Source organism: Streptomyces sp. NPDC053560 (genome assembly GCF_044544605.1).
GTDB lineage: Bacteria > Actinomycetota > Actinomycetes > Streptomycetales > Streptomycetaceae > Streptomyces.
On the sequence record NZ_JBITXI010000010.1, the window covers coordinates 321,784 to 348,234 of the forward strand.

Genomic DNA, 26,451 nt, shown 5'->3' on the forward strand with positions numbered 1-26,451 from the left:
ATCCGGGGCGGGCCGGTCCGTACGACGAGGCGGGCCGGTCGGGAAGACCGGGCGCCGCGGGCGGGTACGGAGTGCGCCCGTCCGTCCCCGTACCCCGCCAACACCCCTGCGAAGCGCGGCATTCCCCCTCGCGCTCCCGCAGGGCGCCGCGAAGGGCGCCCCTGGGAGGCTCCTCTGGAAGGCGCCCTGGAGGGCTGGTGTGCTCAGCCGGCTCGGTACACCAGTCGGTACACCAGGCCGGTGCGCTCGACTCGCTCGGTACTCCAGGGCGGTGCGCTCAGCTCGCTCGGTACACCAGGGCCGTGGCCAGTGCGGCCAGGCCTTCGCCGCGGCCGGTGAGGCCGAGGCCGTCGGTGGTGGTGCCGGAGACCGCGACGGGGGCGCCGGCCGCGGCCGAGAGGGCCTTCTGGGCCTCCTCGCGGCGCTTGCCGACCTTCGGGCGTACGCCGATGACCTGTACGGCGATGTTGCCGATCTCGAAGCCCTCGGCGCGGACGATGCGGGCGGCCTCGGCGAGCAGGGTCACGCCGGAGGCCCCGGACCACTCGGGGCGGCTCGTACCGAAGTGCGCTCCGAGATCGCCGATCCCGGCGGCGGAGAACAGGGCGTCGCAGGCGGCGTGCGCGGCGACGTCGCCGTCGCTGTGCCCGGCGAGGCCGTAGCCGCCGCTCGCGGCCTCGTCCCACAGGAGACCGGCACACCACAGCTCACGCCCCTCTTCAAAGGCGTGTACGTCCGTCCCGATCCCCACCTGGGGCAACGCGACCATGAGATTTTCCTCCCTGCGAGTGAACATCGAACCACGCGAGAACTCCGCCCCGCCCCCGCTCGTCGAACGGGTAGGGGACCCACCCCGCAGCCCCCGTATACGCCCCGCCCCCGCCCCAAACCCCCGGGCGGCAGGGTCAGGCGTACCCGTCCGTCACTCGCCGGCGGGCCAGTACGGCCTCGGCGAGTACCAGGTCGAGCGGGCGGGTGACCTTGAAGGCTTCTTCGTGGCCGGGCACGACCACGACCGGCGCGCCGAGCCGCTCGACCATGCCGGCGTCGTCCGTCGCGCCCTCGCCGTCGAAGGTGACGGTCGTGTGCGCCTTGACCAGGGTGTCCCGGTCGAAGCCCTGCGGGGTCTGCACGGCGCGCAGCCGGGCGCGCTCCGGGGTGCCGACGACCGGCTCGTTTCCGCCGTCGGGATCCGGCCGTACTTCCTTGACCGTGTCGGCGAGCGGCAGCGCCGGCACGACCGCGGGGGCGCCGCCCCGTACGGCGGCGATCACGCCGTCGACGGTGTCGACCGGTACGAGCGGCCGCGCGGCGTCATGGACCAGGACCACGTCGACGTCGTCGGGCAGCGCCTTCAGGCCGAGGCTAACGGACTGCTGGCGGGTGTCACCGCCGGGGACGACCAGCAGTTCCGTGCGCTCGGGGAAGGTGTGGCCGTCCAGCAGCGCGCGGACTTCGGGCGCGCCGTCGGGCGGCGCGACCACGACGACGAGCGAGACGGCGCGGGAAGCGGCCATGGCGCGTACGGCGTGGATGAGCATGGGCGTACCGCCCAGCGCGCGCAGGGCCTTGGGGGCGCCGGGGCCGAGGCGTACGCCACGGCCGGCCGCGGGGATGACCGCCGCCGTGCGAAGTCGGCGGGAATCTTCAGACATCGGTTGCACTCCGTGAGCCGGGGGTCGCACCCCGAATTTCGAGCGGCAGGTTTGTTTACTCGGCCGAGGTGGGTATGGCCTCACCGTGCCGGGCGCGACGCCCCGACCGGACCCTTCCGTGACGACCGGTCGAGCCAGCTGCCCGGGCCCGGCACGTCAGTGCCCTTCACGTCGGCCGACAGGCTCGATGACCAGGCCGATCCAGGTGGTCATCGAGGCGGGTCGCGAACATCTTCAGACGCCGTCGGCAACGCAGAGATCCTCAGACGCGGAGATCCTCAGACGTCGCCGGCGACAGAGTCGTCGACCGTACGGCGGGCTCGTGGTTCGTCAGTAGCGTCAGATATGCCGCAGCGCCCGGCAACGGACCGCTTCCGTGGGAAGCAGTCGTCGCTCGGGCACCGCGGCATTTTCGTGCTGAGCCATTCTTCTGCTGAGCACCGCCGAGCACACCACTGTGGGCGATCACTGTGGATACCCAGCAACGTGGGAACCCAGCAGCGTCCGGCGTCAGGACGCGAGGACCTCGTCGAGCAGAGCCTCGGCCTTGTCTTCGTTGGTGTTCTCCGCGAGAGCCAGCTCGCTCACCAGGATCTGGCGGGCCTTGGCGAGCATGCGCTTCTCACCTGCGGAGAGTCCGCGCTCGCGCTCACGACGCCACAGGTCGCGAACTACTTCGGCGACCTTGATCACGTCACCGGAGGCGAGCTTTTCGAGATTTGCCTTGTAGCGACGGGACCAGTTCGTCGGCTCTTCGGCATATGGTGCGCGGAGCACCTCGAAGACCCGGTCGAGCCCGTCCTGGCCGACCACATCGCGCACACCGACGAACTCCGCATTGTCCGCTGGCACACGAACCGTCAGGTCGCCCTGAGCGACCTTCAGCACCAAGTAGGTCTTGTCCACGCCTTTGATCTGGCGAGTTTCGATGGCCTCGATCAGCGCGGCCCCGTGATGGGGATAGACCACGGTGTCGCCAACCTTGAACGTCATGTGACAGGTACCCCTTCCGTGGCTATCCATCCTAACACGGGAACGGTTGGTTCTGAATGGCGTTTTCGCAGGTCAGGGCGTATCTCGGGGCTTGACAACGATGGCCGTAACGTGCATCGACCGCCTGCCGGAAGCAGGTATTCGCAGGTCGGAGGCACTTCTTGAGCGGAGCGAAACACGTACGTCACAGCCCCGGAAGAGCCTGATCGAGAGGACGAACGTCCCGTTTTGCCGGGATCCGGATGGCGGGCTTCCAGTGCTCCGTTCGGTGTCTCACGATCACTCTCCCGATCAGTCCCGCCCGAATCGGAAATTGATCACGGTGTCACCCGGACGGGTGGGCCGGACATGATCAATTCGTGTGACGCGGCGCATTCCTTATGCCTTTGCCGTTATTCCTCCGACGGGCGCGGCGGATTCGTTCGCCACGGCCACTCGAACGGACGGCAGGTGAATTCTTCCGGCAGTTCCCGTGAGGACTTCGGCAATCCGGCCGCGCACCGGCCGGACTCGACACCGAGCGGGCCCAGGGGAAGCGCAGGGGAAGCACGGGGGAGGCCGCCGGAGAGGGCGATCCGATGCGTTCCGGGTGGCCGGCAGTGACCATGTGACCGGCGCGTGATCGCTCAGGGGCGGGTCGGGTGCGGCGCCGCAAGGGCGGCTCGGTAACCTAGCGGCGCTGACACACCCTTAGGGCGGCTTTACGTACGGCGCCGAAGCGCGGCGTACGGAAGGGCCGCCCAGCCGTCCACCGCGACCGGGCATGACCGTTCGGCCGCCGAAGCTCGTCCTAGGAGATGCCGCCGCCGTGAGCCGCAGCCTTCGACGCGGCGCCCTCGCCGCCACCGTCCTCACGCTCTCGATTGCCTCGCTCTCCGCGTGCGGGGCCGGAAACGACGCCGCGACGCTGCAAGTCAAGCCGGACAACGCCGCGACCTCCGTCGGCGACATCAAGATCCAGAACGCCACTGTGATCACCCAGCCGAAGCCGGAGGCCAAGGGCCCGGCCGCCGTGTCCGCGACGCTGTTCAACGAGGGCGCGAAGGACCAGACGCTGGACTCCGTCACGCTCGACGGCAGCGGCACGCAGGCCGAGCTGAAGCCCGCCAAGGGTTCCGGCAAGATCACCGTGCCGGCCGGCGGCTCCGTCGTGATCGGCGGCAAGGGCAACGCCTCCGCCGTGCTGGCCAGCGGCCGCGAGGCGGTCAAGGACGGCGACGCGCAGCCCGTGACCTTCACGTTCAGCCGCACCGGCAAGGTGAAGCTGCGCGCGTTCGTCGTCCCGGCGAACAGCTACTTCAAGGAGTACGGCCCGAGCGAGGTCCCGCAGCCGGGTCAGTCCGGCGCCGCCACGCCGTCGGGCACCGGCTCGCCGTCCGAGTCCGCGTCCGGCAAGCCGTCGGAGTCGGGCAAGCCGTCCGACGCCGCCTCCTCCTCGGAGGCCGCGCACGCCGGCCACTGAGCCGTAGCCGCGCACTGAGCTGCCTCGGCGCCCGAGCGGCGCCCACAGCCCGGCTGACGCCCGTCGCGCCCCCCGCCGCCCCGCGGGAGCACGGCGGGCGCGGTTGTGCGTACGCCGGAGTACGGGCCTACGTAAACCGGGCACTCGTACGCGCTCATCGCCGTCCTGCCGGCCCGTCGGCCCCCAACGCCACAAGCGCCCCACCCGGATCGGGGCGGAGCGCTGGAGCGACGCACGTACTCCTCGCAGGAACAGGCACACGTACAGCTACAGGTACAGCTGCAGGCGCCCGTCCGGGTAATCGGCCTACGGCTCGAACTTGTACCCGAGGCCGCGGACCGTGACCAGGTAGCGCGGGGCGCCCGGGTCCGGCTCGATCTTGGCGCGCAGGCGCTTGACGTGGACGTCGAGGGTCTTGGTGTCGCCCACGTAGTCGGCGCCCCAGACCCGGTCGATCAGCTGCATACGGGTGAGGACCCGGCCGGCGTTGCGCAGCAGCATCTCCAGCAGGTCGAACTCCTTGAGCGGCAGGTCGACCTTGCCGCCGGAGACCGTGACGACGTGCCGGTCCACGTCCATGCGGACCGGGCCCGCCTCCAGGGCCTGCGGGGTGACCTCCTCCGGCTCGCCGCGGCGGCGCAGGACCGCGCGGATACGGGCGACCAGCTCCCGCGAGGAGAAGGGCTTGGTGACGTAGTCGTCGGCTCCTATTTCCAGGCCGACGACCTTGTCGATCTCGCTGTCCTTGGCGGTCACCATGATCACCGGGACGTTGGAGCGGCCGCGCAGCTGGCGGCAGACCTCGGTACCGGGCAGACCGGGCAGCATCAGGTCGAGCAGGACCAAGTCGGCGCCGTTGCGCTCGAACTCGTCCAGTCCGTCGGGGCCGGTCGCGGCGATGGCGACCTCGAAGCCCTCCTTGCGGAGCATGTACGACAGAGCGTCGCTGAAGGACTCCTCATCCTCGACGACGAGCACTCGGGTCACGGAAGGACCTCCGGGGCAGGATAGGGCGCACGTAGCGCTTCCGGGGAAGTGTGGTGGTGGGTGACGGCCGGGCCGCTGTAGGTGTCGTACGGACCGTCCTCGCCATCGAGGTCGTCCGGGTCTGTTCCGGCGGCGTCCCGGCGGGCCTCGCGGTCGCGGACCGCGCCGGCTTCCGGAAGCCGCAGGGTGAAGGTGGAGCCCTGTCCTTCGGCGCTCCACACCGTGACCTCCCCGCCGTGCGAGGCGGCCACGTGCTTGACGATGGCGAGACCGAGTCCGGTGCCGCCGGTGGCGCGGGAGCGCGCCGGGTCGACGCGGTAGAACCGCTCGAAGATCCGGTCCCGGTCCTTCTCGGAGATGCCGATGCCCTGGTCGGTGACGGCTATCTCGATCATCGTGCCGCCGGCCGCCGGGACGCGGCGGCCGGCTATCCCGACGCGGGTCCGGGCCGGGGAGTAGTTGACGGCGTTCTCGACGAGGTTGCCGAGGGCGCCGGCGAGCTGGCTTCTGTGGCCCCATACGTACAGGTCGGCCGTGCCGCCGACGGCCATGGTGATGGACTTGCTGCTGGCCTGCTGGCGGCAGCGGTCCATGGCCTCCTCGACCAGCTCGTCCACGTGGACCGGCTCGGCGTCCTCCAGGGGGTTGTCGTTCTGCACCCTGGAGAGGTCGATCAGCTCCTGGACGAGGCTGGTCAGGCGGGTGGCCTCGGCCTGCATGCGGCCGGCGAAGCGGGTCACCGCCTCGGGGTCGTCGCTCGCGTCCATCACGGCCTCGGAGAGCAGCGAGAGCGCGCCGACCGGGGTCTTGAGCTCATGGCTGACGTTGGCCACGAAGTCGCGGCGGACCGCCTCTATGCGGCGCGCCTCGGTGAGGTCCTCGACCAGCAGCAGGACGAGCCGGGAGCCGAGCGGGGCGACCCGCGCCGAGACCGCGAGGGCGTCGCCGCGGCCGGTGCCGCGGCGCGGCAGGTCCAGCTCGACCTGGCGTATCTCGCCGTCCCTGCGGGTGTCGCGGGCCATCTGCATCATCGGGTCGACGGCGAGTTTGCCGCCGCGTACGAGTCCGAGGGCGTACGCGGCCGAGCTGGCCTTGACCACGCCGTCGGCCTCGTCGAGGACGACGGCGGAGGACCGCAGTACCGACAGAACGGTGTCCACGCCGGGCGGCAGGACGGCATCGGTGTGCAGGGAGGTACGGGTGGGTTTGGCCTGGTCGCGTTCGCTCCAGCGAAACGCCAGCATGGCGATCACGCCGGTACAGCATCCGGCGATCGCTGCCACTGCGGCGATGGCCGCGTCCACGTTCATGAGTCCAGGTTATGCGCCGGTTGTGACAGTTCCACAGCCATCCGAGGGTCACCTCGAACACCCGTTGCCGAGAGTTCACCTTCACGTCGGTACTGGTTCACTCCGGATGGGCGAACCGGTCGCATCCGGGCTCGAACGTGGGAGCGTGGGGATCGTAGACCCACGCCACCAGGGGCGCAGCCCACGTTACGACGCGGGGCGCGGCCCGGAGGTCGGCGGGCATCGCAGGCCCACACCGAACGACTCGATGCGAGAGAAGGTCACTGATGCGGGACGCGTACCACGAGGAGCTTGACTCGATCGGCGAAGGCCTGGTCGAGATGGCCAGGCTTGTCGGCTCCGCGATCGGGCGCGCCACCACGGCGATACTCGACGCGGACCTGAAGCTGGCGGAGAACGTGATCGCCGGCGACGAGAAGGTCGATGATCTGCAGCGGGACCTGGAGGCGCGGGCCATAGCCCTGCTGGCGCGCCAGCAGCCGGTCGCCACCGACCTGCGGATAGTCGTCACGTCGCTGCGGATGAGCGCGGACCTGGAGCGGTCCGGTGACCTGGCGCAGCACGTCGCGAAGCTGGCGCGGCTGCGGTTCCCGGAGTCGGCTGTGCCCCGGGACCTGCACGCCACGATCCTGGAGATGGGGCAGCTGGCGCAGCGCCTGATGGCGAAGGCCGGTGAGGTCATCATCACGAAGGACGTCGACCTGGCGCTCCAGCTGGAGCAGGACGACGACGCGATGGACCTGCTGCACCGCACGCTGTTCCAGCACCTGATGGACGACCGCTGGAAGCACGGCATCGAGACGGCGGTGGATGTCACGCTGCTGGGCCGTTACTACGAGCGGTTCGCCGATCACGCGGTGTCGGTCGCCAAGCGCGTGGTCTACCTGGTCACGGGCGAGCACGCGGACGAGATCGCGCCGCAGGCGGCGGTCGAGGGCGCCTGAGCACCCCGCGAGCGGGGCGTGCGGAGTGCGCGCGCCCCGATCCGTGCGGCCGCGCGCCGTTGGTGCGCCTCCCCGGGTGGGTAAGGGAGGGAAGGAACCTCCCTTATGGCTGCCAACCAGGAGGCACTTCATGACCCAGTCGTCAGTTTCCAGCACCCCCGCGCCCGAAACGGCCAACGGCTGCTCGTGCGGCCCCGGCTGCGCCTGCGGCTGCCAGTCGGGCGGCCCCTGCCAGTGCGGCGGCAGCTGCGGCTGACCCGCCCCGAACCGCCCGAGCCCCCCGCCCGCGAAGATCGCGAGCGGGGGGCTCGTCGTTGCGGAGACGCGGAGGGCTACTTCTTCTTGCCCTGGTTTTTGACTGCCTCGATGGCTGCCTTAGCGGCTTCCGGGTCGAGGTAGGTGCCGCCCGGGGTGAGGGGCTTGAAGTCGGCGTCGAGCTCGTAGGAGAGCGGGATGCCGGTGGGGATGTTCAGGCCGGCGATGTCGGCGTCGGAGATGCCGTCCAGGTGCTTGACCAGGGCGCGGAGCGAGTTTCCGTGGGCCGCTACCAGGACCGTCCTGCCCGTGAGGAGGTCGGGGACGATGCCGTCGAACCAGTACGGGAGCATGCGGACGACGACGTCCTTCAGGCACTCCGTCCGGGGGCGCAGCTCGGGCGGGAGCGTGGCGTAGCGCGGGTCGGAGAACTGGGAGTACTCCGCGTCGCGGTCCAGCGCGGGCGGCGGGGTGTCGTACGAGCGGCGCCAGAGCATGAACTGCTCCTCGCCGAACTCGGCGAGGGTCTGGGCCTTGTCCTTGCCCTGGAGGGCGCCGTAGTGGCGCTCGTTCAGGCGCCAGGAGCGGTGGACCGGGATCCAGTGGCGGTCGGCGGACTCCAGCGCCAGCTGCGCGGTGCGGATGGCGCGCTTCTGGAGGGACGTGTGGACCACGTCGGGGAGCAGGCCGGCGTCCTTGAGCAGCTCACCGCCGCGGACCGCCTCCTTCTCGCCCTTCTCGTTCAGGTTGACGTCCACCCAGCCGGTGAACAGGTTCTTCGCGTTCCACTCGCTCTCGCCGTGGCGGAGGAGGATGAGCTTGTACGGTGCGTCGGCCATGCCTTTGAGCGTAATCGAAAAGGGGGGCTGCTCCGGCAGGGGCCCGGCCTGTGGACGCGGGGCCGCTCGTCTGTGAGAGAGCGGTGTCGTTTGACGGTTCGTGTTAATTGAATGGCGGGCTGTGACCTGCGTATGTAGTTTCCCCTTGATGGGTGTGCCACTTACCTCACCCACCTGCATCGCTGCTTTGGGGGAGACAGGGTGAGACGGGGCGTCGTCGCGAGTGTGGCCGGGTTGCCACGGCAGTTCTGGTGGTTGTGGACGAGCACGCTGATCAACCGATTGGGAGCGTTCGTCGCGACGTTCCTGGCGCTGTACCTCACGGTCGAGCGTGGCTACTCGGCCTCGTACGCCGGCCTGGTGGGGGCGCTGTACGGGCTGGGCGGGGTGGTGTCGTCGGTGGTCGCGGGCGTGGCGACCGACCGGCTCGGGCGGCGGCCCACGATGCTGATCGCGCAGCTGGCCACCGCGGGCTCGGTGGCGCTGCTGGGGTTCATGGAGCATCCGGTGGCCATCGCGGCGGTGGCCTGCGTGGTGGGCATGGCGACCAACGGCTCGCGGCCCGCGGTGCAGGCGATGATGGCGGACATCGTCGCGCCCGAGGACCGGGTGCGGGCCTTCGCATTGAACTACTGGGCCCTGAACATGGGCTTCGCGATCTCCTCGGCGCTGGCCGGGCTGCTTGCCCAGTACGGATATCTGCTGCTCTTCATCGGTGAGTCGGTGCTGGTGCTGGCGTGCGCGATCGTGGTGTTCGTGAAGCTGCCCGAGTCCCGGCCGGCGGCGGGGACGGCGGAGGACGGTACGGCGGCGGAGCCCGTACGGCGGGTGTCGATGACGACCGTGGTGCGGGACGGGCGGTTCATGACGGTCGTCGGGCTGAACCTGATGCTGGCGCTGCTCTTCCAGCAGGCGTACGTGTCGCTGCCGGTGACGATGGGGCTGGCGGGGTTCACCAGCTCCGACTTCGGGCTGGTGATCGCCACCAATGGCGTGCTGATCGTGCTGTTGCAGATCCCGGTGACCCGGTTCATCGAGCACCGCAGCCCGGCGGCGCTGCTGATCGGCTCGGCGCTGCTGACCGGCTACGGGTTCGGGCTGACGGCGTTCGCCGGTTCGGTGGCGCTGTTCGCGGTGGCCGTAGCCGTCTGGACGCTCGGCGAGATCATCAACTCGCCCACCCAGATGGGGCTGGTGGTGCGCCTCTCCCCCACCCACGGCCGCGGCCGGTACCAGGGGATGTACTCGCTGTCCTGGTCGGTGGCGTCGCTGGCGGCCCCGCTGCTCGGCGGGACCGTCATCGACCGGTTCGGGCCGGAGGCGCTGTGGGCCGGCTGCGCGGTCGTCGGCACGGTCGCGGCGCTCGGCTACGGGCTGCTGCTGCGGCGGATGAACGCCGAGGAGCGGGAACGGGCCGCGGCCGAACCGACCACGGCCGAGCAGATCACGGCCGAGCAGACCACGGCCCCGGACCCGGCCCCCGGCACGGACGCAGCCGCCGCCCCCGTCACGGCCGCAGGCGCCGCTGCGCCTCGTACAGATTCCGTGGCCTGACCGCGCCGGGGCGGCCGTAGTCCGTCAGCCTGCTGTGCAGGTCGCCCGTGAAGTCCGGCTTGTCGGTCTGGCCGAACTCGCGGACCTCCGAGATGCCCGCGGTGACGCTGTACGGGGCCAGGCCGTCGATCTTCACCATGCCGGCGCGCCCGTTGGTGACGCGGATGTTCCAGTGGGTGAAGCGCGCCCCGAAGAGGGGCCCGGCGCGCAGGTCGCCGCCGTGCCGGCCAGTGTTGTTGACAGTGATGTCCGTACGGACGTTGGCGAACGGCATGCCGCGGTGGGAGTCGAACGTGCCCATCTCCATCCGGCCGCGCGACCAGACGTTGTAGCTGGACAGGTTCTCGACGTTGATGCCGTGCAGCATGGTGCCGGGCCGTGCGGGGACGGTGCGCTGCTCGATCACGAAGTCCTCGAAGAGGTTGTCGTGCGCGCCCTCGCGGCAGTAGTAGGGATGGTGGGAACCGCGGCCCGCGATACGGGTGTTGCTGATCGTGCAGGAGGACGAGGCGGTCAGGCCGATGCCGTTGTCGACATGGCGCGCGACGACGTCCCGTACCCAGCAGTCGTACGCGCACTGCAGGACGACTCCGTTGTAGCCCTTGTCGTGCAGGTGCGGGGACTGCGGCGTCTCGACCGCCTCGATCGTCAGGCCCTCGACCCCGGCGCCGGTGAGCGCGGGGACGTGGGTGGTGAGCCGCGGGTCCCACTCCGGGCGTACGTCGAGGGGCAGCGGGCGCTCGAAGGTCACCTCGCGACCCTTGATGCGGACGATGCGTACGGGCCACTCGTACGGGACGAAGCTGTTGAGTTTGGCCCTGCCGTGCCAGCGGTACGCCTCGGCCCCGGGACCGCCGCCCGCCATGTGCTTCAGGAGGGTGTGGTCCCGGTCGTCGGCCAGCCGGAGGAGGACGAGGGCGCCGGGGCGCAGGCGTGCGGTGTCGGCGACCGTCACCGACCAGACGCCGCGGCGGGCCGGCCGCACGGTGGTGAGCGTGCGCCACTCGTCGCGCCGGTTGCCCGTCCAGCCCTCGAACGGCCAGTCCTTCCGCCTGATCGCCGCGACGAGGGAGTCGTAACGGGCCGTGGGGCAGAGCCAGACGAGGCCGCCGGTCCAGGACCAGGCGGACTTGTCGCCGCCGTACCTGCTGCCGTACGGGCCGATCAGCTCGGTGAGGTGCTTGGTGGCCAGCAGCTTCGTACGGCCGCTGCCCGCGCCGCGCAGCACCACGCCGTCGCGGCCGATGCGGATCACGTCGTCGATGCGGAAGGTGCCGGGCGGGAGGGTGACGATGCCGCCGCCGCGGCGCCCGGCGGCCTCGATGGCGCGATTGAGGGCGGGGGCGGAGTCCTTGCGGCCGGCCGGGTCAGCGCCGTGGTCGCGTACGGCGTCGATCACCGGTTCCGCACCGGCGGCCCGTGGCCCGCGCCTGCTGCCTGCCCGGCCGACGTACGGGATCTGCGGATGCCGGAAGGGGCGAGCCGTGTATTCGTCCCAAAGCGCGGTGCGACGGTCGGCCACCGATGCCGCCGAGGCCGGGAGAGCGGGCAGCGCCGCGGCCGCCGCCACGGCCGTCGCGCTGCCCAAAAGGGTGCGCCTGCTGATGTCCATGGGCCGCCCTTCATGCAGATGAAGAGGTGCATGGGAGAGGAGGCCGCGAGCATGGCACGGGCCCGCCGCGCGGCGGAAGAGGCGGAAACGGGCGCAGCGAGATGGGCCGGAAAGTGCTACTTGTCCTGGCCGGTCAGGTGGGCGAACGCCGCCAGGTTGCGGGTGGACTCACCGCGCGAGACCTGCCACTCGTACTCCTTGCGGATCGCCGAGGCGAAGCCCATCTCCAGCAGGGTGTTGAAGGAGCCGTCGGCGTTCTCCAGGACCGTGCCGAGGATCCGGTCCAGTTCGTCGGGGGTGACGGCCGCCAGCGGCAGCTTGCCGACGAGGTAGATGTCGCCGAGCCTGTCGATGGCGTAACCCACGCCGTACAGACGGGTGTTGCGCTCCAGCAGCCAGCGGTGCACCGCTTCGTGGTTCTCGTCCGGGCGGCGGACGACGAACGCGTTGACCGACAGAGAATGCCGGCCGACCAGCAGCGAGCAGGTGGTGGAGAGCTTGCGGGTGCCGGGCAGCTTCACGACGTAGCTGCCCTCCGCGGGCGACTCCCACTCCAGCCCGGCGTCGTTCAGCGTCTCCTCGACGACCCGCCGCGCGTCCGCGGCCCTGCTGTCCTCAGCCATGCAGTGATCGTAGGCGACGGCGCCGCTCCTGCAACGCGGCGGTGTAGACGTCGGCGGTGGCCCCGGCCGCGGTGTCCCAGCCGAAGGACTCGGCGTGCCGGGCGGCCGCCGCGCCCATCCGCAGCGTGAGCGAGGGGTCGTCGGCGAAGCGGCGCAGCGCGTGGGCGTAGTCCACCGGGTCGTGCCCGTCGATCAGGAAGCCGCTGACGCCGTCCTTCACGGCGACCGGCAGGCCGCCCACCGACGCGGCGATCACCGGGGTGCCGCACGCCTCGGCCTCGATGGCCACCAGCCCGAAGGACTCGCTGTACGAGGGCATGACCAGCACGCTGGCCGCGCGGTACCAGTCCGCGAGCCGGTCCTGGCCGACCGGCGGCCGGAACCGCACCACGTCGGCGATGCCAAGCCGGGCGGCGAGCTTCTGCAGCCCCTCCGGCTTGGCCAGGCCGCTGCCGCTCGGCCCGCCGACGACGGGGACGACGATCCGGGAGCGCAGCGAGGGGTCCTGGTCGAGCAGGACGGCTACCGCGCGCAGCAGGATGTCGGGCGCCTTCAGGGGCTGGATACGGCCGGCGAAGAGCGGGATCAGCGCGTCCTGGGGCAGGTCGAGACGCCTGCGCGCCGCGGCCCGCTCGTCCGCGACGCCGCTGCCCGTCACGCCGCTCGCCGGGCGGAAGCGGTCGAGGTTCACGCCCGGGTGCACGACGGCGACCCGGTCCGGCTCGGCCTCGTAGTGCCGGACCAGCTCGCCGGCCTCCTCGGCGGTGTTGGCGATCAGGCGGTCCGCGGCGCGCACGATCTGCGTCTCGCCGATGACGCGCGCGGCCGGCTCGGGGGTGTCCCCCTCCGCCAGCGCGGCGTTCTTGACCTTGGCCATCGTGTGCATGGCGTGCACCAGCGGGACGCCCCAGCGCTCGGCGGCGAGCCAGCCGACGTGGCCGGAGAGCCAGTAGTGGGAGTGGACCAGGTCGTAGTAGCCGGGGCGGTGGCCGGCCCAGGCCTGCATGACGCCGTGCGTGAAGGCGCACAGCTGGGCGGGCAGGTCCTCCTTGTTCAGCCCCTCGTACGGGCCCGCGTCCACGTGGCGTACGAGGACGCCGGGGGCCAGCTCGACGGCGGGCGGCAGGGTGCCGGTGGTGGCCCGGGTGAATATCTCGACCTCGATGTTGAGCGAGGCGAGCTTCCTGGCCAGCTCGACGATGTAGACGTTCATGCCGCCCGCGTCGCCCGTGCCGGGCTGGTGCAGCGGGGAGGTGTGCACGCTCAGCATCGCCACTCGGCGCGGCTTGCGGGAGCCGCCCAGCCGCAGCCTGGCCGGGCCGGTGAACTGGCTCTGGGGACGGCCGCGGAGCCGGGACACGTATTGGCTCACTGCGAGCTACCTCCCACATTCCGGCAAAATCCGGCGGAAACCGATCCTGGCACCGCCTCTCAACCGGCCAACAACGGAGTCGGCCGAGCCATTTCCCACCAGACGCCCGGCCCCGCCCTCTTTGCCAAAGCGTGACCCTGGCGGCGGGCCGGGGCCCACCGAGCGCCCCGGCGGGCGACGGACCGGATGCCCGCCGGGTCCCCCGACATGCGACGGGCCGGGTGCCCGCCGCGCAGCACATAAAGTCATGTCATGGCCCGCAGCTCCCCCACGCCCCCGTCCGCACGCCCGGTCGGGAGCGCCACCCGCGGGACCACCAACCCCAACCGGCTGCGCCGCATGGACCGCTGGATCGCCGCCACGCACGGCCCGCAGCTACGCCGCGCCGCCGATCCGGTCGCGGTCGACCTCGGGTACGGGGCAGCGCCCTGGACCGCCGTCGAGCTGCTGGACCGGCTGCGGACGGCGCGCGGGGACGCGGAGGTGGTGGGGGTGGAGATCGATCCGGAGCGGGTCGCGGCGGCCCGGCCGTACGAGCGGGCCGGGCTGGTCTTCCTGCACGGCGGCTTCGAGGTGCCGCTGCCGGGCGCCCGGGACCGCTCCCCCGCCCTCATCCGGGCCGCGAACGTGCTGCGGCAGTACAGCGAGGCCGAGGTGGCCGAGGTCTGGGCGCGGCTGTGCGCACGGCTGGCGCCGGGCGGGCTGCTGGTGGAGGGCACCTGCGACGAGATCGGCCGCCGGCACGTCTGGGTCGCGCTCGGCCCCGAAGGCCCCCGCACGGTCACCTTCGCGGCCCGCCTCGGCTCCCTGGAGGCCCCCTCCGACCTGGCCGAACGGCTCCCGAAAGCGCTGATCCACCGCAATGTGCCGGGCGAACCGGTGCACGCCTTCCTGCGCGACTTCGACCGGGCGTGGGCGGCAGCGGCACCGTACGGCGCGCTCGGCGCCCGCCAGCGCTGGATCCGGTCGGTCCTCGCCCTGCGCGACGCGGGCTGGCCGCTCGCCGACGGCCCCCGCCGCTGGCGCCTGGGCGAGGTCACGGTCCGCTGGGAGGCGCTGGCACCGCGCGGCGGCACGGCCTGAGCGACACCGGCACCCGCCCGTCCCGGCCCCGGCGCGCGGCGCCGCCCCCCGACGCTCAGCGATCACCCATCGCCGCAGGTAAAAGCAGTACGCGCCGCGGGTCAACCAGTACGCGCCCAGCTCAAGCAGTACGCAGTGCCGCCATCAGCGCGTCGACCAGGGGGCGGTCGCGGTCCTGGGTGAGGCGGCCGCGGGCCGCGGCCGGGGGCAGCCAGGCCACCCGGTCGACCTCGTCGTTCGGGGTGAACGTGCCGCCGCACGCCTCGGCCGCCCAGTAGCGGACCTCCTTGGGGCGGCCGTTCACCTCGTAGTACGCGGAGGGCAGCTCGGGGCCCGGCCGACAGGCCATGCCGGTCTCCTCCGCGACCTCGCGCACCGCCGCGGCCGGCGCCTCCTCGCCCCGCTTGAGCTTTCCCTTCGGGTGCGACCAGTCGTCGTACTTGGGCCGGTGCACCAGCGCGATCTCCAGCCCGCCCGACTCCGGCGAGCGGCGCCACAGGACGCAGCCCGCCGCGAGGATCACCGCTTCGTTCATCCGCCGGCCCTTCCTCATCGGGTCCAGTCGCCGCGTTCCGGTGCGCGGTCCCGGGGCCGGAAGGCGTCGGACGGGAGCGGGTGCCAGGCGCGGGTGAAGGCGTAGCGGGCGGCCTCGACCTCGTGCCGCTGATCGGCGTGGAGGACGCCGAGGGCGTAGGCGGTGGCCGGGGCGATGCGCGGGGTGCGGGCGGCAGCGGCGGCGGCAGCCGCTGCCTCGGCGGCGTCCCGGTGCCGCTCCAGCGCCCGGCCCGCCTCCACCAGCCGCAGGTCGGTGACGCCGCCCTCGGCGACCTCCTGCGCGTACCTGCTGTGCCGCAGCAGCAGCCGGACCTGGTGCCAGGGGGTGTCGTGGCGGTCGTCGGCGGTCAGCGCCGCGGCGTTGTACGGGTGCCCCGCGCGGGTCAGCGGCAGTGCGGCGACAGCCTCGGCCAGCCGGCGGTGCGCCTGGTCGGCCAGCGGCGGCAACGCCTCGGCGGCGAGCCGGTCGGCGGCGTTCTTGTCCAGCGGGGCCTCGGAGGCGAGCACCGCCACGGCGTCCGCGACGGCGTGGAAGCGCGAGGAGCCGAGCGCCTGGAGCGCCGCGGAGTGGGCACGGGTGCGGGCCAGCGTCAGCTGCCGGTCGAGCAGCGCTCCGGCCCGCGCGGCCCCCGCCGCGGTGGTGGCGGCCGGGTCCTTGGGGTCCCGGCTCCGCTCCTCGCGGGGCCCGGCGTCCCTGCCCCGCGCCGCGCGTGCGGGCGCCCGCTGCGGCGCCGGCCCGTCCTCGGGCGCTCTGGAGGTGCCGCCCGGTTCGGCGGGGCCGGCCACGCGGTGCAGTGCGGCCAGCAGGCGTTCGAGCCGGTCGGCGTAGGAGTGCTCGCGGGCCAGGGTGCCCGACAGCCAGCCCAGCTCGGAACGGAGCTGGTCGGCCCAGGTCTCGTCGGTCAGCGGCCGGAAGGTGTGCAGCGCGCCGCTGATCCGGCGGGCCGCGGCCCGCAGCTCCCGGGCCGCTTCCCCGGCGCCGCGCGCGTCCGAGCCGCTCTCGCGGTGCAGCCGCAGGCTGCGCAGGAACGCCGTGGACTGTTCGTGGAGGTAGGCCGAGAACACCTCGCCGGCCGTGGCGCGGTCCGGTGGCGGCTCCGTCACCGCGCCGAGCAGGCCGGCGGGTGCGGGTGCGGTGCTCCGGTTCGCTCCGTGCGTCATGCCGTCCTCCTCACGGTGACCGTGGCGGCCGGGCACGCGGCGGCAGCCGGTCCGGCCGCGGCGGCCGCGCGGGCACGGCTCCGTTCGCAGGGCGGGGAGCTGGGCGGGGAGGGGTCATGTCGCAGGGCCACGCCGGCGCCTCCGGGCGTCGATGAGCATTTCTTGTACGTTCCGCAGCGGCTTGCCGTCCGCGTCGGTGGCGTGCCGGGTCCAGTTGCCGTCCGGGCCGAGGTGCCAGGACGAGGTCGCGTCCGACATGCCGGTCTCCAGCAGCCGGACGAGCGAGGCACGGTGTCCGGGGTCGGTGACCCGGACCAGCGCCTCGATCCGCCGGTCGAGATTGCGGTGCATCATGTCCGCGCTGCCCAGCCATACTTCCGGCTCCCCTCCGTTGCCGAAGGCGAACACCCGGGAGTGTTCGAGGAAGCGGCCCAGGACGCTGCGGACGCGGATGTTCTCGCTCAGCCCCGGTACGCCGGGCCGCAGGGCGCAGATTCCGCGTACCCAGATGTCCACCGGTACACCGGCCTGGGAGGCGCGGTAGAGCGCGTCGACGACGGCCTCGTCCACCATGGAGTTGACCTTGATGCGGACGTGCGCGGCGTGTCCGGCGCGGTGGTGCGCGATCTCCTTGGTGATGCGCTGGACCAGGCCGTCGCGCAGCGACTTGGGGGCGACGAGCAGCCGTCGGTAGGTCTCCCGGCGGGAGTAGCCGGAGAGCCGGTTGAACAGGTCGGAGAGGTCGGCGCCCACCTGCTGGTCGGCGGTGAGCAGGCCGATGTCCTCGTAGAGCCGGGCCGTCTTGGGGTGGTAGTTGCCGGTCCCCACATGGGAGTAGCGGCGCAGCATCTCGCCTTCCTGGCGGACGACGAGGGAGAGCTTGCAGTGCGTCTTGAGGCCCACCAGGCCGTAGACGACGTGGCAGCCGGCCTCCTCCAGCTTCCGGGCCCACTTGATGTTGGCCTGCTCGTCGAAGCGGGCCTTGATCTCGACCAGGACGAGGACCTGTTTGCCGGACTCGGCGGCGTCTATCAGGGCGTCGACGATCGGCGAGTCGCCGGAGGTGCGGTAGAGCGTCTGCTTGATCGCGAGGACGTGCGGGTCGGCGGCGGCCTGCTCCAGGAAGGCCTGTACGGAGGTGGAGAAGCTGTCGTACGGGTGGTGGAGCAGGACGTCGCGGGCGCGCAGCGCGGCGAAGACGTCGGGCGCCGAGGCGGACTCGACCTCGGCGAGGTCGCGGTGGGTGCCGGCGACGAACTTCGGGAACTTCAGCTCGGGCCGGTCCAGCGCGGCGATGCCGAAGAGGCCGGTCAGGTCCAGCGGTCCGGGCAGCGGGTAGACCTCGGCCTCGGAGATCTTCAGCTCCTGGACCAGCAGGTCCAGGACGGCCGGGTCGATGGACTCCTCGACCTCCAGCCGGACGGGCGGCCCGAAGCGGCGCCGCAGCAGCTCCTTCTCCAGGGCCTTGAGGAGGTTCTCCGCGTCGTCCTCCTCGACCTCCAGGTCCTCGTTGCGGGTGACCCGGAACATGTGGTGCGCGCGTACCTCCATGCCCGGGAACAGCTCTTCCAGGTGCGCCGCTATGACGTCCTCTATGGGGACGTAGCGCTGCGGGGAGGCCTCCAGGAAGCGGGAGAGCAGCGGCGGGACCTTGACGCGGGCGAAGTGGTCGTGGCCGCTGACGGGGTTGCGGACGACCACGGCGAGGTTCAGGGAGAGGCCCGAGATGTACGGGAAGGGGTGGGCCGGGTCCACGGCCAGCGGGGTCAGCACCGGGAAGATCTGGTGGCGGAAGAGGGTGAACAGGCGGGCCTGTTCCTTCTCGGTCAGCTCCGGCCAGCGGATCAGGTGGATGCCCTCGCCGGCCAGCTCGGGGGCGACGTCCTGCTGGTAGCAGGCGGCGTGCCGGGCCATGAGCTCGCGGGAGCGGGTCCAGATCAGGTCCAGCACCTCGCGGGGCTGGAGCCCGGAGGCGGAGCGGGTGGCGACGCCGGTGGCGATTCTGCGCTTGAGGCCGGCGACCCGGACCATGAAGAACTCGTCCAGGTTCGACGCGAAGATCGCCAGGAATTTGGCACGTTCCAGCAGCGGCGTGGCCGGGTCCTCGGCCAGTTCCAGTACGCGTTCGTTGAAGGCGAGCCAGCTGCGCTCGCGGTCCAGGAAACGGCCGGCGGGCAGCTCCGCTCCGTCGTCGCCCAGCACGCCGTCGACGTCGTAGGCATCGAGGTCGGCGTCGAGATCCGGTTCCAGCTCGGGCAGGGGCGCGGCGACCGTGTTCGGGCGGTGCGCGGCGATCGAGCCGACCGAGGGCTGAGCCTGTGCGGACGGCGTCTGGGGCGTTGCCTGGGCGCTGGTCTGCTGGTCCATGACCTCATTGTTCCGCGCTCCCGGCCGGGAAAGCGCGTCGGGAGGCGGCGGGGCGGCTCGGAGCCATCGGTCACCGGCCGGCTGCGCGGAGGGCTGCATTCAGTGATGCTCGCAAGCGAGTTTGAATCGCCGGTAACGCAGACATGGCGGACAGGCAAGCGGGGGGCCACCCGGAGGGGACATTACGGTGCCGGACGAGGGCGCGGCGGCGGGACACGTACCCCGCCGCCGCGCCTGACACACCGTCAACACCGGTGCGGAGGAACCGCGCTGTCCGTCACAGCTCGGTGCGGTACATCAGGTCCGTCTCGTGCGTGACGAAGCCGAGCCGCTCGTAGACGGTGACGGCGGGGACGTTGTCCGCGTCGACGTACAGCATCGCCGTGGGCACGCCCTCGGCGGCCAGGTGGCGCAGGCCGATCGCGGTGAGCGCCTTGCCGAGCCCGCCGCCCTGGGCGCCGGGCCGGACACCCACGACGTAGACCTCGCCCAGGCCCTCCTCGGCGTGCTTCTTCGTCCAGTGAAAACCGACCAGCTCGCCCTCCCGTCGCCCGCCACCGCCCCGAGGGGAATCGCTTCGCGATGCTTCCTCCTGCCTCTCTGCCAGGAAGAAGCCCTTGGGGTCGAACCACGACTCGGCCTTGCGGTCGTCCAGGTCACGCTGGGTGAGCGAGCCCTGCTCGGGGTGGTGGGCGAAGGCCTCGGCGTTCGCGGCGAGCCAGGCCGCGTCGTCCGTGCCGGGCTGGAAGGTGCGGACGGTGACGCCCTCGGGCAGCACCGGCTCCGGCAGGTCCAGGTCGGTCAGCGGGCGGCGCATCTGCCGCAGCTCGCGGAAGAGGGTCAGGCCCAGGGTCTGCGCGAGGTGGCGGGCCGCGGGGTGGCCGCCGTGCGCCCAGAGCCGGAGCCGCCGCCCGGAGTGCTCCAGCAGCGCGCTGCCGAGCTTGCGGCCCAGGCCGTGGCCGCGGAATTCGGGGTGGACGACCAGCTCGGCGGCGGGCGCCTCGACGGGGTCGGTGCCCTCCAGCTGCCCGTATCCGACGACGCGGTCGCCCTCGGCCCGCACGAGGAAGTGCTTGACGCCCTCCCGGTGCCCGCCGCGCAGCTGCAGCCGCCCCTGCTCGGAGACGGCCGGCTGCCCGTCCGTCCGCGCCGCCGTCTCGATCAGCTCCAGTACGGCACCCGCCACGTCCGGCGTGAGCTCGTCCAGTACCTGCATGCCCCGGTCGGGCCGGCCCGTTTCCTCTGCAGCGTCAGTCATGTCCCGAAGCGTACGGCGCCGCGCGCGCCCGGTGGCGACCCCCATCGCGCCGTACGCGTACCCGGCCGGGCCGCCGTCGCCGTGCTGCAACCGTGCCGTCACCCGACACCCCTGTTGCGCTACGCGCGTTGACCGTAGGCTTCCGGTCGCTCGCACACTCCTGATCCGCTGTCCACGAGGGGGACGACCCATGTCAGATACTCCGCACCGGCGCCGCCGGATGCGCCGCCTGGCGGCCGCCGCGACGGTACTGGCCGCCGCTGCCGGTGTCACGGCGGCGGCCCTGCCCGCCGGCGCCGGCACCCACGGCGGCCCCGGCCACTCCTCCCGCACCGTCGACGTGCAACTGCTGTCCTTCAATGACTTCCACGGCAACCTGGAACCGCCGCAGGGCTCCTCCGGCACCGTGGACGAGGAGCAGGCGGACGGCAGCAAGAAGAAGGTCGAAGCGGGCGGCGTGGAGTACCTGGCCAACTCCCTGCGCACGGCGCGCAAGGGGCACCCTTACTCCGTCACCGCGGCGGCCGGCGACCTGGTCGGCGCGAGCCCGCTGCTCTCCGGCCTCTTCCACGACGAGCCGACCGTGGAGGCGATGAACAAGCTGCAGCTGGACGTGACGAGCGTCGGCAACCACGAGTTCGACGAGGGACGCACAGAGCTGGCCCGGCTGCAGAACGGCGGCTGCCACCCGAAGGAAGGCTGTTACGAGAAGGGCCGGAAGTTCGCCGGCGCCGACTATCCGTACCTCGCCGCCAACGTCACGGACGAGAGGACCGGTAAGCCGATCCTCAAGCCGTACACGGTCTGGAAGCACAAGGGCGTCAAGATCGGCTTCATCGGGGTCACGCTGGAGGGCACGCCGGACATCGTCAGCGCCGACGGCGTGAAGGGCCTGAAGTTCCACGACGAGGCCGAGACCATCGACAAGTACACCAAGGTGCTGCGCAAGCAGGGCGTGAAGTCGGTCGTCGCGCTGATCCACGAGGGCGGCGCGCCCGCGTCCACCGCGTACAACTACGACTGCGACAGCCCTGGTCCCGGCGACGGCATCTCCGGGCCGATCACGGAGATCGCCAAGAAGGTCTCGCCGGACGTCGACGCGCTGGTCACCGGCCATACGCACCAGGCGTACGCGTGCACGATCCCGGACCCGGCCGGGCAGCCGCGGATGGTCACCTCGGCGTCCTCCTTCGGCAAGCTCTACACCGACACCACGCTGACGTACGACCGGAAGACCAAGGACATCGTGCGCACGGCCGTGAAGTCGGCCAACCACGTGGTGCACCGCACCCAGCCCAAGGCGGCCGACCTGACCGCGCTGATCAAGCGCTGGGACAAGCTGGCCGCGCCGGTCGCGAGCAAGCCGGTCGGGTACATCTCGGCGGACATCGCGGGCCGCGGCGCGACCACCCCGGAGTCGCCCCTCGGTGACGTGATCGCCGACGCGCAGCTGGAGGCGACGGCGGACAGCGGCAAGGGCGGCGCCCAGCTGGCCCTGATGAACCCCGGCGGCGTCCGCTCCGACCTGGCGTTCAAGGCGTCCGGCAGCGAGGGCGACGGGGTGGTGACGTACGGCGAGGCGTTCACGGTCCAGCCGTTCACCAACATGACCAACGTCGTCTCGCTGACCGGGAAGCAGCTCATCACCGCGCTCCAGCAGCAGGTCAGCGGCGCCAACGAGGCCTCCCCCAAGATCCTCCAGGTGTCGAAGGGCCTCACCTACACCCTGGACATGACCAAGACCGGCGCCGCCCGGATCGTCGTGGACTCGGTGAAGCTCGACGGCGAGCCGGTCGACCCGGCGAAGAGCTACCGCGTCGCGATGAACGAGTTCCTGGCGGGCGGCGGCGACGGATTCGCCGCATTCAAGGGCGGCACGGACAAGTACGTCGGGCCCTCCGATCTGGAGGCATTCACCGCGTACCTCGGCGCCCACTCCTCGGCGTCCGGCCCGCTGACCCCGCCGAAGGCGGACCGCATCACCGTGGTGAAGTAACGGCTCATATCCCCACTTACCGACAGTAAGACTTGCGTTCGACAGCCGTACGCATGGTGGGATGTGCCGATGCGACCCCCCACACGCATAGCCGCGTCACACGCTCCGCAGGACGCGCGGGAATCCCAGGAGGCCCGCGCGTCCCAGGGCCCTGGCGCCCAGGGTGACACCCGTGAGATGGCGCCGGTCAACCCGTACGCGGAGCTGGCCGGGCTGGCCGACCCCGAGCCGGAGCCGGGCCCCGCGCGGTCGTACCTCAACGAGCGCGACGACAGCGACGACCCCCTGGGGCTCGGGCTGCGCGCGGACCCCGAGGACGAGGACGCCTGGGCGCCGCCGAACCACCGCAAGGCCCGGCGCGGCCTCAGCCGGTTCGCCGCCGTCCCGCTCACCGCGAAGATCGTCGCCACGGTCCTGGTGGCCGCCTCCTTCGCGGGTCTCGCCGACCGGTTCGCCGTGCTGTACGCGCAGAACAAGGCCGCCGAGAAGCTCAAGGACTCGCTGCACCTGGCGGCCGATCCCGAGGTGGACATCGAGGGCTTCCCCTTCCTCACCCAGGTCGCCGACAAGCACCTGGACCGGGTGCGGGTGGCCATCCCCGACCTGGCCGCCGACCGCGTCTCGCTGGCGAAGTTCGAGGCGACGGCCGAGGACGTCACGCTCGACGGCGACCTGCCCACCTCCCTCAAGGGCGGCACGGTCGGCCGGATGCACGGTGACGTACTGCTCTCCTTCGAGGACATGAACCGCGAACTGGGCGCCTCGCAGGTGAAGTTCAGCGAGCTGGGACCCGACGCGGTACGTGCCGAGGGGCGGCTGCCGATCGCCGGGCACGAACTGCGGATGCGCGCCCGGGCCCACATCCGGCAGGCCGGCGACCGCGGCATCTCCACCGAGATCAGCGGCATGCGGCTGGACATCGGCGACATCGCGGTCTACCGCCCCGGCACCGGCAAGGGCGAGGGGCTGCAGCTGACCCGCAAGACCGCCCGGCAGCTCAGCCGGGAGGCCGCCAAGATCAAGGCGATGCTCGGCGTACCGGCCATCGCCGACCGCATCGGCATCCCGCAGGACACCATCGACGCCGCGCTGCACAACGAGAAGAAGCTGCACGACCTCGTCGGCACGCCGCGCTTCATCGGCAAGCTGATGAAGGTCAACCTCGTCGACGTCGTGACCGACCACCCCTGGCTGCTGCAGAAGGTCGGCATCGATCCGAAGATCCTCGGCGGCCTGGCGGGGCTCACCAAGCCGGAGATCGCGGACCGCTTCGACCTGTCCTTCCGGCTCCCCAAGACCCCCGGTGACGTGCGGCTGCGCACCGTCTCCGTGGAGCGGGACGGCATCCGGGCCCGCCTGACGGGCACTCAACTCCCCTTCGGTGACGCGGCGAAGAAGCGGCCCTGACGCGATACGCACGGGACACAAGGGGCGTCAGTAAAGAACCACGGACGCGGTAATTCCGTCGTATGAGGTGAACGAACGGTGCACCCGGGATGTCCGGGTGCCGACGTCAGGAGGAACCGTGCGCCACCGTTCCACCCCCACCGCAGCGCGCTGCGCCGTGGTGGCCGCGCTGCTCACCGCCCCGCTCGCCATCGCCGCCCCGGCGAGCGCGGCACCCGCAGACCCGCCGGCCGCCGCCGCGAAGGGCCCGGCGGGCACCGCCCCGCAGGCCGACTTCAACCACGACGGCTACGCCGACATCGTTGCCGGAGCCCCCGGCGGCACGGTCGGCGGCAAGGCGAAGGCCGGTTACGTCACCGTCGTCTACGGCTCGGCCTCCGGTGCCGCCACCGGAAAGCACCAGGTCATCAGCCGCGCCACCGCCGGCGTGCCCGGCGACCCCGCCGAGGGCGCCCGCTTCGGCGACCGCACCGTCGCCCGCGACCTGGACGGCGACGGCACCAGCGACCTCGTCATCACCGGCTCCGGAGGCCCGGTGGTCCTGTGGGGCTCCACCGACGGCAAGGGCGGCGCGAGCAGCCTGCAGGGCGTCGGCGGCCGCAACCTCACCGCGGGCGACTTCGACGGTGACGGCCACACCGACCTGGTGGCCGAAGGCGAAGGCAACGAGAACTCCGCCGCCCTGCACGTGATGTACGGACCGTTCACCCGGGCCGGGGCGCCCGCCCGTACCTCGGAGCTCATGACCGGCCACCTCTTCAACTCCGAGGACCTGGCCGCCGGTGACCTCAACGGTGACGGCCGGGACGACCTGGTCAGCATGCACGCGTTCGAGGAGATGTCGGAGTCGAGCGAGTTCTGGAAGGGCACCGCCGACGGCCTCTCCACCAAGTCCACGGAGCTGCCGGACGCCGCGGCGGCCACGGTCGGCGACGTCGACAAGGACGGCTACGGCGACCTCATCTACCGCCCCGTGCCCGGCGGCGTCGTGGAGGACCTCCCGTACGACAAGGGCACGGTCAAGGTCGCGTACGGCTCGGCCGACGGTCCGGGCAAGCGCACCACGACCATCACCCAGGACACCGCGGGCGTCCCCGGAGCGGGCGAGGAGGGCGACCAGTTCGGCTACTCGCTCAGCGCGGGCGACGTGAACGGCGACGGCTACGCGGACGTCGCGGCCGGCGTCCCCTTCGAGGACCTGACGTCGGCCTCCGGCGCCGCCCTGAAGGACGCGGGCAGCGTGGTCCTGCTCAAGGGCGGCAAGGGCGGCCTGTCCGGCACCGGCGCGCAGGCGCTCAACCAGACGACCACCGGGGTCCCGGGGGTCGCCGAGGCCGGTGACCGCTTCGGCGAGGCGGTCTCGCTGCTGGACACCGACAAGGACGGCAAGGCCGACCTCGCGGCGGGCGCGCCCGGCGAGGACGGCACGAGCCTGAAGGACACCGGCGCGGTGTGGGCCCTGCGGGGCGCGGCCGGCGGGCTGACGACGACCGGCGCCGTCTCGTACGGACCCGGCGCGATCGGCGCCCCCGAGGCGGGCGCCGGCCTGGGGTCGGGCTTCGCCCACTAACCGCCGCTCGCGCCGCCCCCCGGACCCGGCTCCGGCGCGTGGTCCGGGGGCGGCGTGGCCGCTCCCGGGAGGGTCAGCTCCGCCAGCGTGCCGCCGCCCTCCGCCGCGAGGAGCCGGACGGCGCCGCCCGCCTGCTGCGCCGTGCGGGCCACGATCGACAGGCCCAGGCCGCTGCCGGGCAGGCTGCGCGCCGAGGGCGAGCGCCAGAACCGCTCGAAGACATGCGGGAGTTCGTCGGCCGGGATGCCGGGCCCGTGATCGCGCACGGTCAGCAGGCCGCCCGTCAGGCGGACCTCGACCGTGCCGCCCGCGGGGCTGAACTTCACCGCGTTGTCCAGGAGGTTGACCACCGCGCGCTCCAGCGCGGCCGGCTCAGCACGTACGTACCAGGGGTCGAGGGCGGCGTCGAGGGTGAGGGACGGGCCGCGCAGCCGGGCCCGTTCCAGCGCCGTCGACGCGACCTCGTGCAGTGCGACGACCGGCGGCGCGCCGTGGCCGCCGGCCCCGTGGTCCGGCGTCCTGGACAGCTCCTGGAGGTCGCCGATCAGCGCGGCCAGCTCGCCCATCTGCGCCTTCACCGAGTCCAGCAGGGCGAGCTTGTCGTCGGCCGGGATGGCCCGGCCGGTGCGCTCGCTGCGCTCCAGCAGGTCGATGTTGGTGCGGAGCGAGGTCAGCGGGGTGCGCAGCTCGTGGCCCGCGTCCGCGATCAGCTGCTGCTGGAGGTCGCGGGAGGCGGCGAGCGCGGCGGTCATGGAGTTGAAGGACCGGGAGAGCCGGGCGATCTCGTCCTCGCCGTCGGTGGGGATGCGGACGGCCAGGTCTTCCGTACGGGCGACGTGCTCGACGGCGGCGGTGAGCCGGTTCACCGGCTTCAGGCCCGCCCTGGCCACCCACAGGCCGGTGGTCGCTGCGCCCAGCACACCGACCCCGGAGACGATCAGCAGCACCAGCGCGAGCTGGTTGAGCGGCTGGGACACCTGGTCCATGGGCGTGGCGACGGACACCGCCACCTGGTTGCCGAACGCGTCGGTGGCGGACCCGCGGGACGCCTCGGTCGAGACCCGCATCTGCGCCCCGTTCGCGGCCCGCGCGGTGTGCATGGCGTCACGGGCCCTGCCCTGCGCGACCTCGACGTCCGCCCGGGTGGCGGGGATCTGCGACCGCTCAGGCGAGGTGCACACCCGGCCGTCCACCGACACCAGCTGGACGGTGTACGGGCCGGCCGGCGGGAAACTGACGCCCTGCGCGGTGCCGTTGCACTCGGCGCTCAGCGCCCGTACGTACGCGTCGTTCACGCTGACGCTCCTCAGGGTCGCGTCCAGCTGCTCGGTGAGCCGGTCGCGGGTGATGAGCCAGCAGGCGGCGGCCGAGGCGGCGACCGCGAGGGCGACGGCGAGCGCGGTGAGCATCGCCAGCCGGGACTGGAGCGGCAGCCGGCGGTAGCGCTG

The 26,451-nt window shown here is 72.2% G+C and carries 21 protein-coding genes; 7 read left to right on the top strand and 14 right to left on the bottom strand.

Features of this window, described 5'->3' with window-relative positions:
• Window positions 1–277: 277 nt before the first annotated feature.
• The 3 genes from ispF to ACIGQF_RS25250 all read right to left on the bottom strand — a co-directional run bounded on the left by ispF (window position 278) and on the right by ACIGQF_RS25250 (window position 2,648).
• Window positions 278–769, bottom strand: a complete 492-nt coding sequence (gene ispF, locus ACIGQF_RS25240) for a 2-C-methyl-D-erythritol 2,4-cyclodiphosphate synthase (protein WP_399714254.1) — start codon at window positions 767–769, stop codon at window positions 278–280.
• A 136-nt stretch (window positions 770–905) separates the two neighbouring features.
• Window positions 906–1,655: a 2-C-methyl-D-erythritol 4-phosphate cytidylyltransferase gene (gene ispD, locus ACIGQF_RS25245; RefSeq protein ID WP_361559067.1), complete on the bottom strand. Its 750-nt coding sequence runs from the start codon at window positions 1,653–1,655 to the stop codon at window positions 906–908.
• 510 nt (window positions 1,656–2,165) lie between these two features.
• Entirely contained in the window at window positions 2,166–2,648 is a 483-nt protein-coding gene (locus ACIGQF_RS25250) for a CarD family transcriptional regulator (RefSeq protein WP_003953493.1), read from the bottom strand.
• A gap of 808 nt (window positions 2,649–3,456) precedes the next feature.
• Between ACIGQF_RS25250 and ACIGQF_RS25255 the strand changes: the two genes are divergently transcribed.
• Complete coding sequence (locus ACIGQF_RS25255) at window positions 3,457–4,110, top strand: copper chaperone PCu(A)C (RefSeq protein WP_399714257.1); 654 nt, start codon at window positions 3,457–3,459, stop codon at window positions 4,108–4,110.
• Window positions 4,111–4,416: 306 nt separating this feature from the next.
• Here ACIGQF_RS25255 and ACIGQF_RS25260 read toward each other — a convergent pair whose 3' ends face one another.
• Both ACIGQF_RS25260 and ACIGQF_RS25265 read right to left on the bottom strand, forming a co-directional pair.
• Window positions 4,417–5,097 (bottom strand): response regulator transcription factor, encoded by a 681-nt coding sequence (locus ACIGQF_RS25260; protein WP_006603892.1) that lies wholly within the window; start codon window positions 5,095–5,097, stop codon window positions 4,417–4,419.
• Window positions 5,094–6,407 carry a sensor histidine kinase gene (locus tag ACIGQF_RS25265; protein WP_399714260.1) on the bottom strand — a complete coding sequence of 438 codons (1,314 nt, stop codon included), beginning with the start codon at window positions 6,405–6,407 and terminating at the stop codon, window positions 5,094–5,096. The genes ACIGQF_RS25260 and ACIGQF_RS25265 overlap by 4 nt, the downstream gene beginning before the upstream one ends.
• 266 nt (window positions 6,408–6,673) lie before the next feature.
• On the opposite strand from ACIGQF_RS25265, the gene phoU reads away from it, so the two are divergent.
• Window positions 6,674–7,351, top strand: coding sequence for a phosphate signaling complex protein PhoU (phoU, locus tag ACIGQF_RS25270; protein ID WP_361559057.1), 678 nt, complete (start codon window positions 6,674–6,676; stop codon window positions 7,349–7,351).
• 332 nt (window positions 7,352–7,683) lie between these two features.
• Here the strand turns inward: phoU and ACIGQF_RS25275 are convergent, their stop codons facing one another.
• Window positions 7,684–8,445 (bottom strand): phosphoglyceromutase, encoded by a 762-nt coding sequence (locus ACIGQF_RS25275; protein ID WP_399714263.1) that lies wholly within the window; start codon window positions 8,443–8,445, stop codon window positions 7,684–7,686.
• A 201-nt stretch (window positions 8,446–8,646) separates the two neighbouring features.
• Between ACIGQF_RS25275 and ACIGQF_RS25280 the strand changes: the two genes are divergently transcribed.
• Window positions 8,647–9,999: an MDR family MFS transporter gene (locus ACIGQF_RS25280; protein ID WP_399714266.1), complete on the top strand. Its 1,353-nt coding sequence runs from the start codon at window positions 8,647–8,649 to the stop codon at window positions 9,997–9,999.
• On the opposite strand, the gene ACIGQF_RS25285 is transcribed toward ACIGQF_RS25280, so the two are convergent.
• The 3 genes from ACIGQF_RS25285 to mshA all read right to left on the bottom strand — a co-directional run bounded on the left by ACIGQF_RS25285 (window position 9,953) and on the right by mshA (window position 13,606).
• Window positions 9,953–11,611 (bottom strand): glycosyl hydrolase family 28-related protein, encoded by a 1,659-nt coding sequence (locus ACIGQF_RS25285; RefSeq protein ID WP_399714269.1) that lies wholly within the window; start codon window positions 11,609–11,611, stop codon window positions 9,953–9,955. The two genes, ACIGQF_RS25280 and ACIGQF_RS25285, sit on opposite strands and share 47 nt — an antisense overlap.
• 116 nt (window positions 11,612–11,727) lie before the next feature.
• Window positions 11,728–12,234 carry a YbjN domain-containing protein gene (locus tag ACIGQF_RS25290; protein WP_399714271.1) on the bottom strand — a complete coding sequence of 169 codons (507 nt, stop codon included), beginning with the start codon at window positions 12,232–12,234 and terminating at the stop codon, window positions 11,728–11,730.
• Window positions 12,227–13,606: a D-inositol-3-phosphate glycosyltransferase gene (mshA, locus tag ACIGQF_RS25295; RefSeq protein ID WP_399714274.1), complete on the bottom strand. Its 1,380-nt coding sequence runs from the start codon at window positions 13,604–13,606 to the stop codon at window positions 12,227–12,229. The genes ACIGQF_RS25290 and mshA overlap by 8 nt, the downstream gene beginning before the upstream one ends.
• A gap of 252 nt (window positions 13,607–13,858) precedes the next feature.
• Between mshA and ACIGQF_RS25300 the strand changes: the two genes are divergently transcribed.
• Window positions 13,859–14,689 (top strand): class I SAM-dependent methyltransferase, encoded by an 831-nt coding sequence (locus ACIGQF_RS25300; protein WP_399714277.1) that lies wholly within the window; start codon window positions 13,859–13,861, stop codon window positions 14,687–14,689.
• A gap of 121 nt (window positions 14,690–14,810) precedes the next feature.
• Here the strand turns inward: ACIGQF_RS25300 and ACIGQF_RS25305 are convergent, their stop codons facing one another.
• From ACIGQF_RS25305 to mshD, 4 genes are all read right to left on the bottom strand, one after another.
• A complete protein-coding gene (locus ACIGQF_RS25305; protein ID WP_399714280.1) occupies window positions 14,811–15,224 on the bottom strand; it encodes an NUDIX hydrolase in 414 nt (137 codons plus the stop codon).
• A 14-nt stretch (window positions 15,225–15,238) separates the two neighbouring features.
• Window positions 15,239–16,405, bottom strand: coding sequence for a CHAD domain-containing protein (locus ACIGQF_RS25310; RefSeq protein ID WP_399714283.1), 1,167 nt, complete (start codon window positions 16,403–16,405; stop codon window positions 15,239–15,241).
• A 114-nt stretch (window positions 16,406–16,519) separates the two neighbouring features.
• Entirely contained in the window at window positions 16,520–18,772 is a 2,253-nt protein-coding gene (locus ACIGQF_RS25315; RefSeq protein ID WP_399714286.1) for an RNA degradosome polyphosphate kinase, read from the bottom strand.
• Window positions 18,773–19,049: 277 nt separating this feature from the next.
• Window positions 19,050–19,988: a mycothiol synthase gene (gene mshD / locus ACIGQF_RS25320; RefSeq protein ID WP_399714450.1), complete on the bottom strand. Its 939-nt coding sequence runs from the start codon at window positions 19,986–19,988 to the stop codon at window positions 19,050–19,052.
• A 232-nt stretch (window positions 19,989–20,220) separates the two neighbouring features.
• Between mshD and ACIGQF_RS25325 the strand changes: the two genes are divergently transcribed.
• From ACIGQF_RS25325 to ACIGQF_RS25335, 3 genes are all read left to right on the top strand, one after another.
• Entirely contained in the window at window positions 20,221–22,026 is a 1,806-nt protein-coding gene (locus ACIGQF_RS25325) for a bifunctional metallophosphatase/5'-nucleotidase (RefSeq protein ID WP_399714290.1), read from the top strand.
• A 69-nt stretch (window positions 22,027–22,095) separates the two neighbouring features.
• The gene (locus ACIGQF_RS25330) at window positions 22,096–23,433 is read left to right on the top strand and encodes a DUF2993 domain-containing protein (protein WP_399714292.1); all 1,338 of its coding nucleotides are present in this window, start codon (window positions 22,096–22,098) and stop codon (window positions 23,431–23,433) included.
• Window positions 23,434–23,551: 118 nt separating this feature from the next.
• Window positions 23,552–25,003, top strand: a complete 1,452-nt coding sequence (locus ACIGQF_RS25335) for an FG-GAP-like repeat-containing protein (protein ID WP_399714295.1) — start codon at window positions 23,552–23,554, stop codon at window positions 25,001–25,003.
• On the opposite strand, the gene ACIGQF_RS25340 is transcribed toward ACIGQF_RS25335, so the two are convergent.
• A complete protein-coding gene (locus ACIGQF_RS25340) occupies window positions 25,000–26,412 on the bottom strand; it encodes a sensor histidine kinase (RefSeq protein WP_399714453.1) in 1,413 nt (470 codons plus the stop codon). The two genes, ACIGQF_RS25335 and ACIGQF_RS25340, sit on opposite strands and share 4 nt — an antisense overlap.
• Between the last annotated feature and the right edge of the window lie 39 nt (window positions 26,413–26,451).

What these genes read in the sequence shown, in the direction of transcription:
- ispF (WP_399714254.1), bottom strand. Translation starts at nt 769, where the DNA reads ATGGTCGCGTTGCCCCAGGTGGGGATCGGGACGGACGTACACGCCTTT.
- ispD (WP_361559067.1), bottom strand. Translation starts at nt 1,655, where the DNA reads ATGTCTGAAGATTCCCGCCGACTTCGCACGGCGGCGGTCATCCCCGCG.
- ACIGQF_RS25250 (WP_003953493.1), bottom strand. Translation starts at nt 2,648, where the DNA reads ATGACGTTCAAGGTTGGCGACACCGTGGTCTATCCCCATCACGGGGCC.
- ACIGQF_RS25265 (WP_399714260.1), bottom strand. Translation starts at nt 6,407, where the DNA reads ATGAACGTGGACGCGGCCATCGCCGCAGTGGCAGCGATCGCCGGATGC.
- phoU (WP_361559057.1), top strand. Translation starts at nt 6,674, where the DNA reads ATGCGGGACGCGTACCACGAGGAGCTTGACTCGATCGGCGAAGGCCTG.
- ACIGQF_RS25275 (WP_399714263.1), bottom strand. Translation starts at nt 8,445, where the DNA reads ATGGCCGACGCACCGTACAAGCTCATCCTCCTCCGCCACGGCGAGAGC.
- ACIGQF_RS25285 (WP_399714269.1), bottom strand. Translation starts at nt 11,611, where the DNA reads ATGGACATCAGCAGGCGCACCCTTTTGGGCAGCGCGACGGCCGTGGCG.
- ACIGQF_RS25290 (WP_399714271.1), bottom strand. Translation starts at nt 12,234, where the DNA reads ATGGCTGAGGACAGCAGGGCCGCGGACGCGCGGCGGGTCGTCGAGGAG.
- ACIGQF_RS25300 (WP_399714277.1), top strand. Translation starts at nt 13,859, where the DNA reads ATGGCCCGCAGCTCCCCCACGCCCCCGTCCGCACGCCCGGTCGGGAGC.
- ACIGQF_RS25305 (WP_399714280.1), bottom strand. Translation starts at nt 15,224, where the DNA reads ATGAACGAAGCGGTGATCCTCGCGGCGGGCTGCGTCCTGTGGCGCCGC.
- ACIGQF_RS25310 (WP_399714283.1), bottom strand. Translation starts at nt 16,405, where the DNA reads ATGACGCACGGAGCGAACCGGAGCACCGCACCCGCACCCGCCGGCCTG.
- ACIGQF_RS25315 (WP_399714286.1), bottom strand. Translation starts at nt 18,772, where the DNA reads ATGGACCAGCAGACCAGCGCCCAGGCAACGCCCCAGACGCCGTCCGCA.
- mshD (WP_399714450.1), bottom strand. Translation starts at nt 19,988, where the DNA reads ATGCAGGTACTGGACGAGCTCACGCCGGACGTGGCGGGTGCCGTACTG.
- ACIGQF_RS25325 (WP_399714290.1), top strand. Translation starts at nt 20,221, where the DNA reads ATGTCAGATACTCCGCACCGGCGCCGCCGGATGCGCCGCCTGGCGGCC.
- ACIGQF_RS25330 (WP_399714292.1), top strand. Translation starts at nt 22,096, where the DNA reads ATGCGACCCCCCACACGCATAGCCGCGTCACACGCTCCGCAGGACGCG.
- ACIGQF_RS25340 (WP_399714453.1), bottom strand. Translation starts at nt 26,412, where the DNA reads ATGCTCACCGCGCTCGCCGTCGCCCTCGCGGTCGCCGCCTCGGCCGCC.